14 protein-coding genes and 3 pseudogenes are annotated in these 19057 nt (G+C 60.0%); 11 read left to right on the top strand and 6 right to left on the bottom strand.

All coding sequences use genetic code 11. From position 1 onward, the window contains the following. Positions 1-27: 27 nt before the first annotated feature. Positions 28-657 carry a LysE family translocator gene (locus ACI2KB_RS14710; protein ID WP_404635640.1) on the bottom strand — a complete coding sequence of 210 codons (630 nt, stop codon included), beginning with the start codon at positions 655-657 and terminating at the stop codon, positions 28-30. A 153-nt stretch (positions 658-810) separates the two neighbouring features. On the opposite strand from ACI2KB_RS14710, the gene ACI2KB_RS14705 reads away from it, so the two are divergent. Beyond that, the gene (locus tag ACI2KB_RS14705) at positions 811-1284 is read left to right on the top strand and encodes an Lrp/AsnC family transcriptional regulator (protein WP_404635716.1); all 474 of its coding nucleotides are present in this window, start codon (positions 811-813) and stop codon (positions 1282-1284) included. A gap of 103 nt (positions 1285-1387) precedes the next feature. Here the strand turns inward: ACI2KB_RS14705 and lpdA are convergent, their stop codons facing one another. Both lpdA and ACI2KB_RS14695 read right to left on the bottom strand, forming a co-directional pair. Then, the gene (gene lpdA / locus ACI2KB_RS14700) at positions 1388-2788 is read right to left on the bottom strand and encodes a dihydrolipoyl dehydrogenase (RefSeq protein ID WP_404635638.1); all 1401 of its coding nucleotides are present in this window, start codon (positions 2786-2788) and stop codon (positions 1388-1390) included. A 219-nt stretch (positions 2789-3007) separates the two neighbouring features. Then, the gene (locus tag ACI2KB_RS14695) at positions 3008-3640 is read right to left on the bottom strand and encodes a CDP-alcohol phosphatidyltransferase family protein (protein WP_404635636.1); all 633 of its coding nucleotides are present in this window, start codon (positions 3638-3640) and stop codon (positions 3008-3010) included. Positions 3641-3721: 81 nt separating this feature from the next. Here ACI2KB_RS14695 and ACI2KB_RS14690 point away from each other — a divergent pair. Then, positions 3722-3802, top strand: a pseudogene (locus ACI2KB_RS14690) (hypothetical protein); the annotation flags it as partial. Between the two features lie 95 nt (positions 3803-3897). Next, a pseudogene (locus ACI2KB_RS14685) lies at positions 3898-4262 on the top strand (MFS transporter); the annotation flags it as partial. Between the two features lie 307 nt (positions 4263-4569). Here the strand turns inward: ACI2KB_RS14685 and ACI2KB_RS14680 are convergent. Further along, positions 4570-5445, bottom strand: a pseudogene (locus ACI2KB_RS14680) (LysR substrate-binding domain-containing protein). 322 nt (positions 5446-5767) lie between these two features. Here ACI2KB_RS14680 and hflK (ACI2KB_RS14675) point away from each other — a divergent pair. From hflK (ACI2KB_RS14675) to cfaB, 5 genes are all read left to right on the top strand, one after another. After that, entirely contained in the window at positions 5768-7732 is a 1965-nt protein-coding gene (hflK, locus tag ACI2KB_RS14675) for a protease modulator HflK (protein WP_404635634.1), read from the top strand. A gap of 11 nt (positions 7733-7743) precedes the next feature. Continuing rightward, positions 7744-8775, top strand: coding sequence for a protease modulator HflC (gene hflC, locus ACI2KB_RS14670; RefSeq protein ID WP_404635632.1), 1032 nt, complete (start codon positions 7744-7746; stop codon positions 8773-8775). Next, entirely contained in the window at positions 8772-9839 is a 1068-nt protein-coding gene (gene hflK / locus ACI2KB_RS14665; RefSeq protein ID WP_404635630.1) for a protease modulator HflK, read from the top strand. Before hflC ends, hflK (ACI2KB_RS14665) begins: the two co-directional genes overlap by 4 nt. Beyond that, a complete protein-coding gene (locus tag ACI2KB_RS14660) occupies positions 9836-11794 on the top strand; it encodes a cation-translocating P-type ATPase (RefSeq protein ID WP_404635628.1) in 1959 nt (652 codons plus the stop codon). Before hflK (ACI2KB_RS14665) ends, ACI2KB_RS14660 begins: the two co-directional genes overlap by 4 nt. A gap of 291 nt (positions 11795-12085) precedes the next feature. Continuing rightward, positions 12086-13270 carry a C17 cyclopropane fatty acid synthase CfaB gene (gene cfaB, locus ACI2KB_RS14655; protein ID WP_404635626.1) on the top strand — a complete coding sequence of 395 codons (1185 nt, stop codon included), beginning with the start codon at positions 12086-12088 and terminating at the stop codon, positions 13268-13270. A gap of 217 nt (positions 13271-13487) precedes the next feature. Here the strand turns inward: cfaB and cls are convergent, their stop codons facing one another. Then, positions 13488-14927 (bottom strand): cardiolipin synthase, encoded by a 1440-nt coding sequence (gene cls / locus ACI2KB_RS14650; protein WP_404635624.1) that lies wholly within the window; start codon positions 14925-14927, stop codon positions 13488-13490. Positions 14928-15106: 179 nt separating this feature from the next. Here cls and ACI2KB_RS14645 point away from each other — a divergent pair, with 179 nt between their 5' ends. Together ACI2KB_RS14645 and ACI2KB_RS14640 are read left to right on the top strand one after the other, a co-directional pair. Further along, positions 15107-15628: a DUF3617 domain-containing protein gene (locus ACI2KB_RS14645; RefSeq protein ID WP_404635622.1), complete on the top strand. Its 522-nt coding sequence runs from the start codon at positions 15107-15109 to the stop codon at positions 15626-15628. Between the two features lie 227 nt (positions 15629-15855). After that, complete coding sequence (locus ACI2KB_RS14640; protein ID WP_404635620.1) at positions 15856-17097, top strand: N-acetylmuramoyl-L-alanine amidase; 1242 nt, start codon at positions 15856-15858, stop codon at positions 17095-17097. A 143-nt stretch (positions 17098-17240) separates the two neighbouring features. On the opposite strand, the gene ACI2KB_RS14635 is transcribed toward ACI2KB_RS14640, so the two are convergent. Next, complete coding sequence (locus ACI2KB_RS14635) at positions 17241-17630, bottom strand: glutamine synthetase (protein ID WP_404635618.1); 390 nt, start codon at positions 17628-17630, stop codon at positions 17241-17243. Between the two features lie 89 nt (positions 17631-17719). Between ACI2KB_RS14635 and zigA the strand changes: the two genes are divergently transcribed. Continuing rightward, positions 17720-18922, top strand: a complete 1203-nt coding sequence (gene zigA / locus ACI2KB_RS14630) for a zinc metallochaperone GTPase ZigA (protein ID WP_404635616.1) — start codon at positions 17720-17722, stop codon at positions 18920-18922. The last annotated feature ends 135 nt before the right edge of the window (positions 18923-19057 follow it).

Here is a 19057-nt window from a genome sequence, read left to right as displayed (position 1 = left end):
AGCTTCAATAGGTTGCCAATGGTGTGTTCAGGTTTGTTGAACAAACGCCAGCCGTGCGGCGAATCCAATCAGCAAGCTGCCAAACAGCCACTGCTGGACCCGTTGCACTGTTTCGCTGTGTGCCAGCCAGTGGCCGATCCAGCCTCCGGCCATGGCGTAGACGCTGTCGAACGACAGGCCGATCACCACCAGGATCACCCCCAATTCAGCGAACTGCACGGGCACAGACCCGATCCGGGGATCGATGAACTGCGGCAGCAGCACCGAACAGAACAGCAGCGCCTTGGGGTTGAGCAGATTGGTCAGCAGGCCACGCAGGATCGCCGTTTGCCAGCCGATCGCCTGATCAGCGGTCCTGGTGGTGTGCAGAGCGCCTGCCGCGCCCGGTTTGAACATCTTCAGTCCCAGCCAGAACAGGTAGGCAGCGCCCACACCTCGCACCACGTCGAATGCCCAGGGGGTCACTTTGAGCAGTGCCGCCAGACCGAAGGCTGCCAATGCGACGTGGCAACCTCGGGCGATGGCCAGTCCCAGTGCAGTGGCCAGGGCTTTGCTTCGTCCATGGCGTGCGCCGGTTTGCAGCAACAGAATCATGTCGGGTCCCGGCACCAGCAGGATCATCGACAGGGCCACGATAAACAGCGCGATGTTTTCCATTATTCGGCTCTCAGGGCAGGGATTCGGAGAGAAAATTCTATGGCCGAAGGGCAGGGCAGGTGCTTGCGTGTTTGACCCTTGAAAGCCTTAGTATTGGCAGCTTCTGCTTCTATAGCTGCCTGAAAGGTGTCTGATATGCCAAACCATCCGAATGTGAGACTGGATGCCTACGACCGCCGCATCCTCAACGCGCTGCAACGCGATGGTCGCTTGACCAACGTGCAACTGGCCGATGAGATCGGACTGTCGGCTTCGCCCTGTTTGCGCCGGGTTCGGCATCTGGAAGAAGCGGGCGTCATTCGGGGTTATCAGGCAACGCTGGATGCCGATGCATTGGGGCTGGGGCTGACGGTGTTCATCGGGGTGAAGGTGGACCGCCATCACGAAGAAGAAGCGCAGAAACTTCATCAGGCGGTGTCGGCGTTGCCTGAGGTCATCTCGGCGTATCTGGTGTCGGGCGAGTCGGATTTTCTCCTGCAAGTAGTCGTCCCGGACCTGCGCAGCTACGACCGTTTTCTCAGCGAGACGTTATTGAAAATGCCAAGCGTGCGGGACATTCGCAGCAACTTTGCGATTCGCACGCTCAAGCCCCAAGGGCCACTGCCGTTGGGGCATTTGCCGGTTTAAGGCGGTGAGCACTCTGTAGCAGCACGGCTTGCCGGCGGCGGCGATTTCATATGCGCGACCGTCGGCAAGCCGTGCTGCCACAAAAGGGATGTCCGCGAGCCAATCACGCTTGCGTCGTATGCCCACCCGCACCCATCGCCGCCTGGCGCAACGCTTCGGAGCGGGTCGGATGTGGATGGCAGGTCAATGCCACATCTTCTGCCGACGCCGCGAACTCCATCGCCACGCAATACTCGGCAATCATCTCGCTGACACTCGGGCCGACCAGGTGCACGCCGAGGATTTCGTCGGTTTTTTCATCGGCCAGTACTTTGGCGAAGCCGTCGCTCTCGTGATTGACCTTGGCCCGGCTGTTGGCGCTGAACGGGAATTTGCCCACTTTGTAGGCGCGGCCTTCCTCCTTCAATTGCTCCTCGGTCTTACCGACACTGGCCATTTCCGGTCGGGTGTAGATGACGTTGGGGATCAGGTTGTAATTGAGTTCGCCCTTCTTGCCGATGATGCGTTCCACACACACCGCCGCTTCATCTTCGGCCTTGTGCGCGAGCATGGGGCCTGAGGTCACGTCGCCGATCACCCAGATGCCGTCTACCGCCGTGCGATGGCCCTTGTTGGCCAGCACGCCGCGCTTGTCCACTTCCAGCCCGACGGTTTCCAGACCCAGGCCTTTGGTCACTGGACGTCGGCCGATGGAGACCAGCACGTAGTCCGCTTCGATCACCTCGGCCTCGCCACCTGCTGCGGGTTCGACGGTCAGGCTCACGCCAGAATCGCTCGTGACGGCAGAGGTCACTTTGGAACTGAGTTTGAAGTTCATGCCCTGACGCGACAGCGAGCGGTGCAGTGTTTTGCCGGTTTCCAGGTCCGAGCCGTGGGCGACATGATCAAGGAATTCAACCACGGTCACTTTGGCGCCCAGCCGACGCCAGACCGAACCCAACTCCAGACCGATGACGCCCGCGCCGATGACCACCAGATGCTTGGGCACTTCGCTCAGGGACAGCGCGCCAGTTGAGTCGAGGATGCGCTGGTTGTCGATGGTCACGCCCGGCAGTGGCGTAGGTTCGGAACCAGTGGCGATGATGATGTCTTTGGCAGTCAGCTCGGTTTCAGCGCCGCTGGCGTCGGTGACGATGACCTTGCCAGGCCCGGCGAGGCGCCCCCAGCCCTTGACCCACTCGGCTTTGTACTTGCGAAACAGAAACTCGATGCCCTTGGTCAGCCCGGTCACGCTCTCGACTTTCTGCGCCATCATTTGCGCCAGGTTCAAGGTGGGTGTGACCTCAATGCCCAGCTTTTTGAACTCGTCTCCAGTGGCGGCTTCGTACAGCTCGGAGGCATGCAGGAGTGATTTGGAAGGGATGCAGCCTACGTTCAGGCACGTCCCGCCCAATGTCTCGCGGCCCTCGATGCAGGCGACCTTCAAGCCTTTTTGCCCCGCGTGGATGGCTGCGTTATAACCGCCTGGGCCGCCGCCAATGACGACAACGTCGTAGTGACTCATGAACGTACTCCTGAATGAAGAATCGACAGTGGAGGGAAGCGTAGACGTCCCTTCACGAATGTTCTGAAAGATCACAATCAGTAAAATTACGGCTGTAATATCTGGTCATGATTAAGCTGAGGTCAAGCCCTGTCCATTTCAAGGGCTATCGAGCCAGCAGAAAATGACCTGTGGATAAGATGTACACAGCTTGTGTGTAAAGCTGTTGAAACAGTTCGTTCACTCTGATGCGTAAGCTTTGGCCGAAGGCGCCGTGACCGGTTTCGTCACTTCCGCTACCGCCCGCCGGATGCGATTGAAAATGGTCACCAGCAGCAGAATGGCCATGATCGCCAGGGTGATATTGATCGGCGCAGTCAGCACGTAACCCGAGCTGATTCCGACCCCGAAAATCGCAAAACACAGCATCCGGACGTGGCTGTTCATCGGCCCGTCGCGACGCCGTGACGCCTTGATCAATGGCCCGAGCAGACCGGCAAATTCGCTGAAAATCGCCAGCAACGTCACCAGCAAAACCAGCAGCAGGCTTACCTTGGGAATGACTGCAAACGGCAGAAACAGAGCGGTTTCTGCAATCACACGGCTGAGCTCGTTGGCGCAATTGCCGAGTCGGGAGTGTTGACCGAATTCGCTGATCAGCGACGCTTCGACTGCGTTGAACAGCATGCGAATCAGTATCCAGATCGGGATCAGTATGAAGATCCAGTCGTTGAGCGCGAACGCGGCGACCAGCACGCCGACGGCCACTGAAATCAGCCCTGCACACAGGGTGACGTGAATGGCGCGCACACCGTCGTCGAACAGGGTTTTGGCGAGGGGGTGCAGGCATTTTTGCAGCCAGGTGTTGAGCATGATCGTGGCCCCCGTTGCCTGTGGATAACTATTCGGGAGCATAGTGCAGTTTTCGCGTGACGCAGATCCCTGTGGGAGGAATCGGGCCTGGGGCGTGAAGGGTCGCGCTACGGGTTGGAGGATTACCTGGAAATCAAATACCTGCTGATGGGTGGTTTGTAGTCGGTGATCGTTCCTACGCTCCGCGTGGGAACGATCAATGTGTATGGAAATTTCTGGTTTCGCTTCTCCGTCAATAACAATAACTGGAGGCAAACATGTCTGTTCACCCGGTCCAGATCGATGATCTGCCCATCGGTAAATTCCACATCAAAATCGCGGGCCTGACCTTTGGCGCACATTTCACCGATGGCTACATTCTGGCCTGATCGGCATCGCGTTCACGTTGCTCAGCCCCTAGCTTCAACTGGACGCCTTCTGGCAGGGGCTGATCGGGGCGTCGGCGCTGATCGGTCTGTTTCTCGGTAGCCTGTTTTTCGGCTGGATTTCCGACCGGCTGGGACGCCAGAAGATCTTCCTCGTCAGTTTCGTGTTGATCACCCTCGCCTCAGTCATGCAGTTCTACGCCGAAACCGCGATGCAACTGTTCCTCTGTCGGGTGTTGATCGGCATTGGTCTGGGCGCCGGAGACCCAGGCGTTGACGTTGAATCAGGCGTGTTCGGTGAAGGAGGAAGGCGAAGCCTCTGTTGCGACTCCAAAGGTTGTGCTCGGTTCTCAGATTTGAGGTGATTCCTTGTGGGAGATTCTATGGTGTCTGATCAATTGCTTTCGCCACCAAGGCGGCTCCCACAGTGATCGCGTCGAATCCAGATTTTTCGTTCGGCGCTGAACCTGTGGGAGCCGGCTTGCTGGCGAAAGTGCCGTGCCAGGCAGCATTTCGTTGTCGGATGTACCGTTTTCGCCACCAAGGCTCCCACAATGGTTGAAATCACGGGTTACTTACCAAACTCAACCACTCGGTAAATAACTGCACCTTCGACAACCCCTGCTTGTCATTGGGTACGTCGAGCCAATAACCGTACGGGCCGATCACTTCCACGGGGGGTGATCGGCAGCAGGCTGCCGTTGGCCAGTTCGCGCTCGATCATTTGCCGATCGATGACGGCCAGCCCACCGCCTGCCAACGCGGTGTTGATCACCTGATCCAAGGTACTGAACTCGATGCCCTGAGTCGCATCGACATCGATTCTTCCCACCGCACTCAACCAGTTTTTCCACACCTTCAGTCGTTTGCCTTCGTGCAGGATGTGCAGCAACGGAAAGCGGCGCAGGTCTGGTGCTTCGCCGTTTTCGAACAGTTCCGGGCTGGCCACGGCGAGTGCCGCTCCATCACCAGCAACTGGCTCTGGCAATGGGTATCCGCTTCCAGCCCGAAGCGAATGTGGCAATCCACGTCGGCATACCCCTCATGACTGGCCTGATTGGTCACGCTGAGGCTGATCTCGGGATAGCGTTGCACGAAGGTGCGCAATTGCACCGATAGCCAGCGGGTGGCCCAGGTCGGCGGCGCGAGGATACGCAGCCGCTGGCGCAAATTCGGCACCCGCACCGATTGCAGGGCGCGTTCGATGTGATCGAATGCTTGAGCCAGATTCGGTGACAGCGCAGCGCCCGATTCGGTCAGCGACAAGCCGCGAGGCGCGCGAATGAAAAGGGTGACGCCCAGATAGTCTTCGAGCTGTTTGATTTGTCGGCTGATGGCGCCCTGGGTCACGTTCAGCGACTCGGCGGCCTTGCTGAAACTGCGATGGCGTGCGACTTCTTCGAAGATGCGCAAGGTGTTCAGCGAAGGCAATTGACGCATGTGACGGCTCCAGCGCTGATCCGTGAAGCAGCGAGCGATGTTGTTTTTGTGGGCATTCGATAGCGCGTATCTGACGCGGTTGCGCAGGGTGGCGCAAGGGCTGCGCGGCAAAAACGCGGCCCTTGTTCGTCCGATGGGGGGCTAACCTGTCTGATGGCTGTCTGGGTGAAGAATTCGTCATGTTCGTAGGCGAGAACCAGACGAAAATTTCACGGCGCGTGTTATATCGTAACGCCTCATAAAACAGTGTTGCGGGATGTTTATTCCGCAGATTCGGCAGGTCGAGTGATGAGTTCAGCGTTCAGCAAATTCTGGAGTGTCGATGCGGGTTGATCTGGATGTCGAAGGTGCAGCGCCTGCAAGCCTGCCCAGGTTTCAGCGCGCGAGCTTTCAGGTGCGTCGGCTGTCGCGATTGACCTACGTACTGGGCGCGATGGGCGTGATGGGCCTGGTGGTTTCGCTGTTCGTCGATCTGTTCTCTCCTAATTCTCTGTGGACTGCTGTGCTGACCAACAGCGCGGCGAGCCTATTGGTGCTCGCTTCTGCGTTGCAGTCTGCGCAGATCGTGGCGCTTTGGCGATCTCACGTGCTGGCCCCTGATGACGTCGAAGTCATGGCCGACGAGAATGCCGTTGCCGAAGAGCAGGGCTGGTACGACCGCCTGTTGGGACGTATCGGCGGGGCAGGGACCTCGATGGTCGGCCAGATCGGCGTGCCGGTATTCTGGCTGGCGGGGTGGTCGTTGCTGGCGTTGATCAGCATTGGCCTGGTCTGGAATTTCACCCTTGTCGGCAGCAACGTCGGCCTGATCGGCAACGTGGTCGGTGGCCTCCTGTTATTGATCGGCTTTGGCCTGCTGGTGCTGGAGCGGCAGTTCAGCAACGAGTCCGAAGCGAGCTGGCCCGAGTCCGAGCAATTGGCGCAGATCGCGCGGGCGGCCATTGGCACGTTGTTGGTCGCGGCGCTCTGCCTGTTCTTCTCCTCGGTTGATCGGGTCTGGCCTGCGCGTCTGGCGGTGCTGATCGGCCTGTTGCCGGGGCTGGTGGCGGTCGAACTGTTGATCCGCGCCCTGCTATCGATCTTCAGCCCGCGCAACGAGCGCCTTGAGCCGCGTCTTGTGGCCAGCAGCTTCATCGCCGGCCTCCTGCGTTGGCCACCGCGTCCGTTGACAGCGTTGCAGAACGAATTGCACAACCGTTTTGGCATCGACCTTCGGCAAGTCTGGGCGTTTACCTACATGCGTCGGGCATTTCTGCCTGTGCTGGCGGTGATCGTAGCTCTCGGTTGGGTGCTCAGTGGTGTACATGAAATCCCGATGCAGGGGCGGGGCATCTACGAACGTTTCGGCAAGCCGGTCGAGGTATTGGGGCCGGGGCTACACGCCGGGCTGCCATGGCCGTTTGGCACAGTGCTCCCGGTAGAGAATGGAGTGGTGCATGAGCTGGCGACCAGCGTCTCTGAGGGTGCCAGCACTGAACAGACCCTCGACCCCGCCGAAGGTCCGCCGCCCACTGTTGCCAACCGCCTGTGGGACGCCACTCACATCAACGACAAATCCCAAGTGATCGCCAGCGGTTCGGGCGACAAGCAGAGCTTTCAGATCGTCAACATGGACGTGCGCTTCGTCTACCGCATTGGCCTGGACGATCAGGCGGCCATGGCTGCGACCTACAACAGCGCCGACATTCCGAGTCTGATTCGCAGCACCGCCAGCCGCGTATTGGTGCACGATTTTGCCTCGCGGACCCTCGACGAATTGCTCGGTGAGCAGCGCACCGATCTGGCCGCCGATATCGGCAGCGCCGTCGCACGGGACCTGAAAAAACTCGACAGCGGTGTGGAAATTCTCGCGACGGTCGTCGAGTCGATTCATCCGCCCGCCGGTGCTGCCAATGCTTACCATGCCGTACAGGCCGCGCAAATCAGTGCGCAATCCTTGATTGCCCGTGAGCGCGGTGCGGCGGCGGATCAGGCCAACCTCGCCCAACTGCACGCCAGCATCGCCCACGATCAGGCCGCAGCGACGTCTCGCGAAGTCATGGCCACCGCGCAAAGTGCCGATCTGCGCTTCAGCGCCGAGCAACAGGGCTACGCCAAGGCCGGTCAGGCGTTTCTGCTGGAGCAGTACCTGAGCCAACTGACCCAAGGCATGACCCACGCCAAATTGCTGGTGCTGGATCATCGTCTGGGTGGCGGCAGCGCGCCGACCATCGATCTGCGTTCTTTCACTCTTCCGGTCGACCCCGCCACGTCGCCCAAATCAGCCGAACAGCCAGTGGCTGAATAAGGAGTCGTCCCTTGAGTCTGTTTCATTCCCACGATCATCACGATCACTCTGGCCATGGGCATCACCACGGTCACCACCATCATGGCGAAGATTCCGGTCCGGTCGGCTTTCCGTGGCGTCGGGCAGGGCTGGCGGCGGTGCTGATCGCCTTCGCGGTGGCCGCGGCGAGCCTGGTGCAGGTGCGCTCTGGCGAGGCGACGGTCGTCACTCGGTTTGGCAACCCGTCTCGCGTGCTGCTCGATCCGGGCCTGAGCTGGCGCTGGCCTGCGCCGTTCGAAGCGGCCATTCCTGTGGACTTGCGTTTGCGCACCACTTCCAGCGGCTTGCAGGACGTCGGCACCCGTGATGGGCTGCGCATCATCGTGCAGGCCTATGTCGCCTGGCAGGTGCAGGGCGACCCGGACAACGTGAAGCGCTTCATGCGCGCCGTGCAGAACCAGCCGGACGAAGCAGCGCGGCAGATCCGTACCTTCGTCGGCTCGGCACTGGAGACCACTGCGGCGAGTTTCGATCTTTCGAACCTGATTAACACCGACGCCAATCAAGTGCGCATCGGTGACTTCGAAAACCAGTTGCGCCAGCAGATCGATAAGCAATTGCTGGCCACCTATGGCGTGCGCGTCCTGCAAGTCGGTGTCGAGCGTCTGACATTGCCTTCGGTCACGCTCAACGCCACGGTCGACCGCATGCGCGCCGAGCGGGAAACCATCGCCACCGAGCGCACCGCCATCGGCAAGCGTGAAGCCGCGCAGATCCGTTCAGCCGCCGAGCGTGATGCGCGCATTGTCGAAGCCGACGCGACGGTGAAAGCCGCCGACATCGAAGCGCAGTCTCGCGTGGAGGCGGCGCTGATCTATGGCCGCGCTTACGCCAGCTCGCCGCAGCTCTATAACCTGCTGCGCTCACTGGACACACTGGGCACCATCGTCGGCCCGACCACCAAGCTGATTCTGCGCACCGACGCCGCACCGTTCCGCGTGCTGGTCGACGGTCCGCCTGCCCTGGATGGCAAGCAGGACGGCAAAGCCGGGACGCAGCCATGAGTGAGCTGGACTCGACGCACATCGAGCGTCCGGTGGTGAACAGCCCGTGGCTGCAAGCCAGCCGTCTGGCGTTCCTCGGTTTGTACGTGGCGACATTGCTCGCGGCCCTCGGCTGGGCAGTGTCTAACGTGCGCCAGATCGACCCGCAAAACCGCGCCGTGGTGTTCCGTTTTGGTGAACTGGACCGCGTGCAGAACGCAGGCCTGCTGCTGGCCTGGCCGCAGCCCTTCGAACAAGTGGTGCTGTTGCCGTCAGCAGACCGCGTGATCGAGCGCCATGTGGAAACGTTGTTGCGCTCCCCCACAGCGCTTGCCGCTGACAAGGTCACCAGCTTCGCCACGCCGATGAGCGACGCATTGGCAGGTTCGGGTTTTCTGCTGACTGGTGATGCCGGTGTCGTACAGCTGGATGTGACGGCGTACTACAAGGTCACCGACCCCCGCGAGTTCGTGTTGCAGGGTGAGCACGTGCTGCCAGCCTTGGATCGTCTGGTGAATCGCAGCGCGGTCAGCCTCACGGCCGCGCGGGATCTGGACACGATTCTGGTGGCGCGCCCTGAACTGGTCGGCTCCGACAGCCAGGCCGCCGAGCGTCGCGAACGGCTGCGGGGTGATTTGGTGCAAGGCATCAACAAGCGTCTTGAAGAGCTGACGGCTACGGGCGTTGGACTGGGCGTGGAAGTGGTGCGTGTGGACGTGCAATCCAGCCTGCCCCCCGCTGCTGTGAACGCCTTCAACGCTGTTCTGACTGCCAGCCAGCAAGCCGATCAGGCCGTGGCCAACGCACGCACCGATGCCGAGAAACAGAACCAGACTGCCAACCAGCAGGCTGACCGTCTGTTGCAGGTCGCCCACGCCCAAGCCTCCGAGCGACTGGCCAAGGCACAGACCGACACTGCTGCCGTCACGGGGCTGGCACAGTCGATCCAGAACAAGAGCGACCCTGGCCTGTTGCTGCGCCTGTATCGCGAGCGCGTGCCCGGCATTCTCAAGCAGGCCGGTTCTGTGACGACGGTCGATCCCCATGACGATTCACGCCTGATCATTCAGGGAGCCGACAAATGAGTGGCGACGCCGCACACACCCATTCCCACGATCATCATGATCACCACCACGCGGAACCCGCCGCGCCCGGCAGTATGCTGACCCGCAACGAGCAGCGCAGCGCCGCGCGGCAACTCACGCTGGCGATGCTTGCGCTGGGACTGCTGGCGCTGGGGCTGGTCTGGCGATTCTTCGCACCCGAGCAAGTCGGCGTCAGCCAGCTGCTGTTGGGGGCTTCCTCGCTGCTGGTGGCAATTCCCGTGGTCGGTGCCGGTTGGCACAGCTTGCGCTACCCGAGCCTGCACGGCATCACCGATCAACTGATCGCGTTGGCGATGCTTGGCGCCTGGGCGACGGGCGACCTGATGACCGCTGCGTTGCTGCCGATCATCATGATCTTCGGCCACGTGCTGGAAGAGCGCAGCGTCATTGGTTCACAGGAAGCGATTCAGGCCCTCGGCAAGCTGACCCGCAGCCATGCGCGCCTGATCGCTCCTGATGGCTCGATTCGCGAAGTGGATAACGGCTCGCTGGTGGCCGGTGATCGCGTCGAAGTGCGCGCCGGAGATCGAGTGCCCGCCGATGGCTTGGTGATGTCTGGTCAGGCCAGCCTCGACACTGCACCCATTACGGGAGAATCTGTACCCCTCGAAGCCCGCGCGGGCATGGAAGTGTTCGGCGGTGCGATCAACCTCGACGGTCTGCTGCGCATCGAAGTGACGCGCATCGGCAACGAATCGACGTTGGGCAAAGTCATCGCACTCATGCAGAGTGCCGAGCGTTCGAAGCCGCCGATCACGCGGCTGCTGGAGCGTTACGCAGGCAGCTACATGGTGCTGGTGCTGCTGATCGCCGCCGTAACCTGGTTTGTCACCAACAATGCCCAGGCGATGCTCGCAGTGCTGGTCGCTGCGTGCCCTTGCGCGCTGGTGCTGTCGGCGCCTGCTACGGCCATCGCGGGAATCGCTGTAGCCGCCCGCCATGGCATTCTGATTCGCAGTTCAGCGTTCCTTGAAGAACTCGCCGACCTGACCTCGCTGGTGGTCGACAAGACCGGCACCCTGACCTACGGCAGCCTGCGCCTGCAATCGATAAAAGCCGAGGAGGGCGCGGGCGATGAGGTGGTTGCGCTGGCCGCAAGCCTGGGGTCTGCGAGTAGCCACCCGGTCAGTCGCGCGCTGGCGGGGTTGGTGGAGAAAGATCATCTGCTGGCGCTGGAAGACATTCGCGAGCGGCAGGGCTTGGGTGTTGTTGCGAAGACCGTTCGAGGCGAAGCAGCGTTGGGGCGTCCTGAACTGTTCGCGCAATTGGGTATAGCCACTTCACCCGTTCCCAACCATGACGGCCCGATTGCCGGGCTGGCCGTGAATGGGGTGTTTCTCGCGTGGCTGCTGCTGGCGGACAGCCTCAAGCCCGAGGCGCGTCAGGCCCTGGGTGAGTTGCGCGATCTGGGCATGGGGCGCCAGTTGCTGCTGACCGGCGACCGACAGAGCGTGGCCGATAGCCTGGGCGCCGAGGTCGGTATCAGCGACATTCAGGCGCAGGCGTTGCCTGAAGACAAGCTCAATCGGGTCATGGGCGAGATCAAAAGCGGCTTCCGGCCGATGGTGGTTGGCGACGGTATCAACGACTCCCTCGCGTTGAAAGCCGGCGTGGTGGGCGTTGCGATGGGCGCAGGCGGTGCTGACATCGCGTTGGCGTCGGCGGACATCGTGCTGATCGGCAGCGACCTGCGCCGCCTGGGCACCTGTGTGCGGTTGAGTCGTCAGTGCCGCTCGACGTTGCAGGTCAACGTGATCATCGGTCTGGGTTGGACGCTGGCGATTGTGGCGCTGGCGGCGTTCGGTGTGCTCGGTGCAGCAGGCGCGATGATTGCGGCGGTTTTGCACAACCTCAGCACACTGCTGGTGCTGGGCAACGCGGGGCGTCTGTTGCGCTTCCACGAACCTATCGCGAAATTTCACAATCCCGCTTAAGCCTTTTAATTCGGCGCTTTCAAGGAAAGCGCCGAAACAGACGCTCCCCCTAAGTATAAAAATTCGCTTGAGCTTTGAAGAACTCTGTAACAAATTACCAGTCAGTCATGAAGTGGGTGCTCCAACGCAGCAGGCTTCAAATTGGCTCGATCCTGGGGCAAGGAAGTACCCGGCATTAGGTTCGTCGCAGTTTTTCAAAAAAGCCGATAGCCTGACGGTTTCCAATCCAAGGGAGCTGGAACCGGTTTTGGACTACCCTTTTCCGTATTTGTGGATCAGGGGGTTATCTCAATGCTTGCGCAATTACCACCAGCGTTACAGAAGCTTCATCTACCACTGCGACTCAAGCTCTGGGATGGCAATGAGGTTGAACTGGGGGCTGACCCCAGCGTCACGATTGTCGTCAAGGACCCCTCGCTGGTGTCTGACTTCACCCACCCTAGCCTTGATCTGCTGGGCAGTGCGTTCGTTGAAGGGCGCCTGGAGCTGGAAGGCTCGATTAGCGAAGTCATGCGCGTTTGTGATGAATTGACCGCAGCGCTCGGGGACCCGGACGACGGTGTCGCGCCGGTCCGTACGCAGCACGACAAGGCCACTGATGCCAAGTCGATTTCCTACCATTACGACCTGTCCAACGACTTCTACCGGCTGTGGCTGGACAAGGACATGGTCTATTCCTGCGCTTACTTCAAGACCGGCGAAGAAACGCTGGATCAGGCCCAGCAGGACAAATTCCACCACCTTTGCCGCAAGCTGCGTCTCAAGCCTGGCGAGTATTTGCTGGATGTCGGTTGCGGCTGGGGCGGTTTGTCCCGTTTTGCCGCTCGTGAGTATGGCGTGAAGGTGTTCGGCATCACCCTCAGTCGCGAGCAACTGACACTGGCGCAGGAGCGGGTGAAGGCCGAAGGGCTTCAGGACCGTGTCGAACTGCAACTGCTCGACTATCGCGATCTGCCGCAGGATGGCCGCTTCGACAAGGTAGTGAGCGTCGGCATGTTCGAGCACGTCGGCCATGCCAACCTAGCGCTCTACGCCAAGTGTCTGTTCGGCGCGGTGAAGGAGGGCGGTCTGGTGATGAACCACGGCATCACCGCCAAGCACACTGACGGTCGCCCAGTCGGGCGCGGTGCAGGTGACTTCATTGATCGCTACGTGTTTCCCAATGGTGAGCTGCCGCACTTGGCAATGATCACCGGGTTTATCAGCGAAGCGGGTCTTGAAGTCGTGGACGTTGAAAGCCTGCGCCTGCATTACGCCAAGACGCTGGATCACTGGAGCATGCGGCTGGAGGCCAAGCTGGATGTTGCGGCGGCGATGGTGCCGGAGCAGGCGCTGCGGATCTTCCGTTTGTACCTGGCCGGGTGCGCGTATGCGTTCTCGAAGGGCTGGATCAACCTGCATCAGATCCTGGCGGTGAAGCCCCATGCCGATGGCGGCCATGACCTGCCATGGACGCGGGATGATCTGTATCGCTGATCTTGGCCTATGTAGCAGTCCAGCTTGACGGCGAAAGCGTCAGGGCAGACACAAGAATGTTGACTGACACGCCGCCTTCGCCAGCAAGCTGGCTCCCACAGTTTCGGTGCAGACAACGAGATTTGGATTCGCGGCGATTATTGTGGGAGCCGCCTTGGTGGCGAAGGCGTCAGGTCAAACAACATAGAAATTCCTATAGGACAACGGTGTTGCGGTTTCAGAGAATCGGTGAAATCAGCCGCGCCACGCGCATCCCCAACTGCTGCAAGTGATGCGTCTCCTTGCTCTCCTCTATGGAAATCTCATGGGCATTGCTGAAGTCATCGCTCAGCATCGCCTCGACCTCCCGCGCAAAATCCTCATCCACGGTCAGCAACATCAGCTCGAAATTCAGCCGGAATGAGCGGTTATCCAGATTGGCGCTGCCAATGGCTGAAATCTCGTTGTCCACCAGCACCACCTTTTGGTGCAGGAAACCCGGTTTGTAGCGGAACATTCGCACCCCAGCGCGCACTGCTTCGAAGGCGAACAGGCTGGATGCCGCATAAACGGTGTAGTGATCGGGTCGCGAGGGCAGCAACAGACGCACATCCACGCCACGCAGCACCGCTAAACGTAGTGCTGCTGACACCGCTTCATCGGGGATGAAATAAGGCGTGGTGATCCAGACCCGTTCGGTCGCCGCATGAATCGCCTCGACGAAGAACAGCGAGCACGTTTCCTGCCGGTCGGCGGGGCCGGTGGCAAGGAACTGACACAATACCCCGTTCTCTGGGTAGCGCTCGGGCAGAATTAGCGGCGGCAGTTCGCGGGTCGCCCAGAACCAGTCTTCGGCAAACGACTCCTGCAAGCACGCCACCACCGGCCCGACAATCGACACATGGGTGTCGCGCCACGGCGCAAGCGGAGGCTTGAGTCCCAGGTATTCATCGCCGACGTTATGGCCACCAACAAAACCCTTCACGCCATCCACCACCACAATTTTGCGGTGGTTGCGAAAGTTGATCTGGAAGCGGTTGAGCCAACCGCCACGGGTAGCGAACGCCTTAATCTGCACCCCGCCTGCGCGCAGCTTCTCAACATAACTGGCGGGCAGGGCATGGCTGCCGATGCGGTCGTACAGCACAAAGACCTCAACGCCTTCGGCCGCTTTCTCTAGCAATAGGGACTGCAAGCGGCGCCCCAAGTCGTCGTCGTGAATGATGAAAAATTGCACGAACACTACACGCTTCGCCGTGCGGATGGCATCGAAGATGGCAGAGAATGTGGCGTCGCCATTGATCAGCAACTTCACCTGGTTATTCGCCAGGCACGGCATGCGGCCCAGCTTGGGCATGGCACGCAGAGACTCGTAAGCGGCTGAGCGCCGGGCGGCTACAGCCTCCTCAATCCACGGCTTCCAGTTGAAGTCGACGATGGCGTTGCGCATCTCGTCGTTCGCCTGGCGCCGCGCCTTGATGTAGGCGTCAAAGGTGCTGCGACCGAAAACGAGATAGGGGATGAGCGTGATGTAGGGGATGAAAATCAGCGGCATCGCCCAGGCAATCGAGCCTTGTGCGGTTCGTACGGTCAGCAACGCATGAATCGCTGCTACGATGCCGATCAGATGAGTGAAGCCAAGCAAATAGCCAAAGAAATACGGGCTGTGGTAATCCATGCGCAACCTTGTGCTCGCGGCGTAGGTGTCTAACAGACCACAGCGCGCGGGGATTGTCGCTATTTTCTTGCGGCTGCAACTGGTCCGGGAATTCGCCGTCTAAGCGTCATCGTCGGGTGGCTGATGTCCGGTCAGCAGCCTGCACTCAACAGCTTCAGTGCAAACAGGAAATCATGTTCATGAAAAAGCGCGTATTGGCGTTGATGGTTTGTCTGGCCGCGCCCTTCGCTCAAGCGCAGGTGCTGCAGCCCGGTTTGTGGGAACTGACGTCGAGCAACATGCAGGTCGATGGGCAGCAGATGCCGGACATGCAGGTGATGCTCGCGCAACTGCAAATGATGGCGCCGCAGCAGCGGGCTGCGATGGAACAAATGCTGGCAAAACAAGGTATTACGTTGGGCGGACAAGGCGTGCGGGTGTGCCTGACGCCGGAACAGGTGAAGAATGAGCAGATCCCGCTGACTGATCCGAAGACCGGCTGCAACCAGCAGATCACCGATCGCAATGGCCCGACGTGGAAATTCAAATTCAGTTGCCCTCGTGCGCAAGGCACTGGCATTGCGCAGTTCCAGAGCGATCGCCAGTTCACGACTCACGTTGTCGGTTCGTTCAACGCCACTGGCCAGCAGCAGAACGGCAGCATGGACACCAAGGCTGTCTGGCTGGGTCAGAACTGTGGAACCGTCAAGCCTCGTACCTGAATGACCGTTCGTCTGAACGCCCCGCCAGCCGGGGCGTTTTAGTGTTCGCAGCTAAAACGTTGAGGCTGTTCCACGTGGAACATCTTGTTGTTTCACTTGAGTTTTTTGCCGTTACCCATTGTTTTAATGCGAAAACTTCAACGCCAACCTATCAAAAGCTTCATCTTTGACACTGTGCGGGCATGTTATATTGTTGCGAAGAATGTCACCTTTTTTCGGAACGTGTCATGCACCGACGTCAAATGCTGCTCAATATGCTTTTGGCCAGCGCCGCCTTCGCGCTTCCTTTCTCTGTCAACGCCACGCAGATTCGCAACGCTCGCCTTTGGCGCTCCGACAGCAAGCTGCGGCTGGTCTTCGATCTCAGCGGCCCGGTGCAGTACAAGACGTTCACGCTGAGTGCGCCTGAGCGCATCATCATCGACATCAGCGGCGCACGTCTGGAAGGCAACTTCAGCCAGCTCGCACTGGAGAACACGCCGATCAAAGGAATTCGCTCGGGGCATTTCGGGCAGGGCGACACGCGTATCGTGCTCGACCTCGCGTCCCCCGTTCAGCTCAACAGCTTCTTGCTGGGGCCTGAAGGTGCGCAAGGCAATCGACTGGTGCTGGATCTGGGGCATGACGTCGCTGCCCACGCGCCGGTGCAACTGGCTGCCGCGCCTGCGGCGGCTGCTAAACAACCTGCGCCCGTGACTGACAAGGCTCATCCCAAGCGCGACATCATGGTGGTGGTCGATGCAGGTCATGGCGGTAAAGACCCGGGCGCCATCGGCTCCAAAGGCGAGCGCGAGAAAGATGTGGTGCTGTCCATCGCACAGTTGCTCGCCAAGCGCCTGAAGCGTGAGAAAGGCTTCGATGTGCGATTGGTGCGCAACGACGACTTCTTCGTGCCACTGCGCAAGCGCGTCGACATCGCCCGCAAATACAACGCCGACATGTTCATCTCCGTCCATGCCGATGCGGCGCCACGGCTGACGGCCTCCGGCGCGTCGGTCTTTGCGTTGTCGGAAACCGGCGCGACCTCGGCAACCGCCCGCTTCATGGCACAGCGCGAGAACGATGCGGACCTGATCGGCGCCAACAGTCTGCTCAATCTCAAAGACAAAGACCCGATGCTGGCAGGCGTGATTCTGGATATGTCGATGAACGCCACCATCGCTGCCAGTCTGCAACTGGGCCACTCGGTGCTGGGCAGTCTGGAAGGCGTGACCACGTTGCACCAGAAGCGCGTGGAACAGGCAGGTTTTGCGGTGTTGAAGTCGCCGGACGTGCCCTCGATTCTGGTCGAGACCGGCTTCATCTCCAACAGCCGCGACAGCCAGCGCTTGGTGACGGCGCGTCATCAGCAAGCGGTGGCCGATGGCTTGTTTGACGGCATGAAGAGGTACTTTGAGCGCAATCCGCCGGTAGGGTCGTTCGTGGCTTGGCGTCAGGAGCAGAAGGCGGCGGAGCAGGCGCTCGTTTGATTCAATGAGTCCTGCGCGCTTTTTGTGGGAGCCGGCCGGGCGGCGCTCCGCTTGCTGGCGAATGCAATCTGTCTGACCACAGCAGGTGTATGACACACCGCGTTCGCCAGCAAGCCGGCTCCCACACATTAATCCGTGCCCTACTAGCGGCAACCCATCACCCGATCACAGGTGATCTTGCTCCGGCTGCCGCTGGAGCTGGACACCCGGCTGATGGTCGTCCAGCCCACTTTCTGGATTGTCCCCACCCACGCCTCGCCATCCGAGGCCAGCCCCGTAAAGAACGTCAGCGACCCATAGCGGCTGTTGGTCTGTGCCCAACTGCGTTTGTCCGCGCTTTCGTAACCGCGCAAATACATCGTCGTGCCTGCCATCGCCACGCTGTATTGGTTGTTGTAAGCGTCGATGCACGCCAATAACGTCGCGCTGCGCGTGCACAGCGCCTGATCCAGTTTTGGTGACGGCGGTGCTGCAAACGCCTGCGCGCTCAATAGCAGAACAAACCCGGCAAAAACGTTGAGAACCCTGACCATCGAGCGGACCTTGTAAAAAGTGTTAGCAGGTTTGTATTGTTATACTATAACGTAAAACCCACCTGAACCTGCTACCTGATGAGACTCCCATGAACCGTCTTCCCGTTACCGTCCTGTCCGGCTTTCTCGGTGCCGGTAAAAGTACCCTGCTCAACCATGTGCTGCGCAACCGCGAAAACCTGCGTGTCGCGGTTATCGTCAACGACATGAGCGAAATCAACATTGATGGCAGTGAGGTCCAGCGCGACGTCAGCCTCAATCGCGCCGAAGAAAAACTCGTGGAAATGAGCAACGGCTGCATCTGCTGCACCCTGCGCGAAGATTTGCTGGAAGAAGTCAGCCGCCTGGCCAACGATGGCCGCTTCGATTACCTGCTCATTGAGTCCACGGGCATTTCCGAACCGCTTCCCGTGGCCGAGACGTTTACCTTTCGCGACGAGAACGGACAGAGTCTCGCCGATATCGCGCGGCTGGACACCATGGTTACCGTGGTCGACGGGCTTAATTTTCTGCGGGACTACCAGGCTGCCGAAAGTCTGGCGACCCGTGGCGAAACGCTGGGCGAGGAAGATGAGCGTTCGATCACCGATTTGCTGATCGAACAGGTCGAATTCGCGGATGTAATCCTCATCAGCAAGATCGACCTGATCAGCGCAAGCGACCGCCAGGAATTGATGGCCATTCTTCAACGCCTCAACAGCCAGGCCGAAATCCTGCCGATGGTGATGGGCGCAGTGCCCTTGGGCAAGATTCTCGATACCGGACGTTTTGATTTCGAACGCGCCGCCCAGGCGCCGGGCTGGCTCAAGGAACTGCGCGGCGAACATATGCCGGAAACCGAGGAGTACGGCATCGCATCAACGGCCTATCGCGCCCGTCGTCCGTTTCACCCGCAGCGCTTTTTCGACTTCATCAACGGTGAGTGGACCAACGGCAAACTACTGCGCTCCAAAGGCTTCTTCTGGCTGGCGAACAAGCACCAAGAGGCAGGGAGCTGGTCCCAGGCGGGTGGTCTGATGCGCTACGGCTTTGCCGGGCGCTGGTGGCGTTTCGTGCCCAAAGAGCACTGGCCGCAGGACGAGGAAAGCACCGAAATCATCATGCGTAACTGGATGGCGCAGAGTGGCGATTGCCGTCAGGAGTTGGTGTTTATTGGGCAGAATATCGATTTTGATCAACTGAATGCCGACCTTGATGCTTGCCTGCTGACGGACATCGAAATGGCGGCGGGCGTTGAAGGCTGGACGCAGTTGGCCGATCCGTTTGGGGATTGGCACGGCGAGGCGGCGTAACTCGATGGAATTCCTGTAGGAGAACAACTGTGGGAGCGAATTCATTCGCGAGAGGCCGGTACATTCGATAGAGATGTGTCGACTGTACCTACGCATCGCGAATGAATTCGCTCCCACAGGGATGTCGTGCGCTTG

Source organism: Pseudomonas sp. NPDC088444, assembly GCF_044900175.1.
In the GTDB taxonomy this organism is placed as follows: domain Bacteria; phylum Pseudomonadota; class Gammaproteobacteria; order Pseudomonadales; family Pseudomonadaceae; genus Aquipseudomonas.
This window is presented reverse-complemented; position numbering and strand designations above follow the sequence as displayed.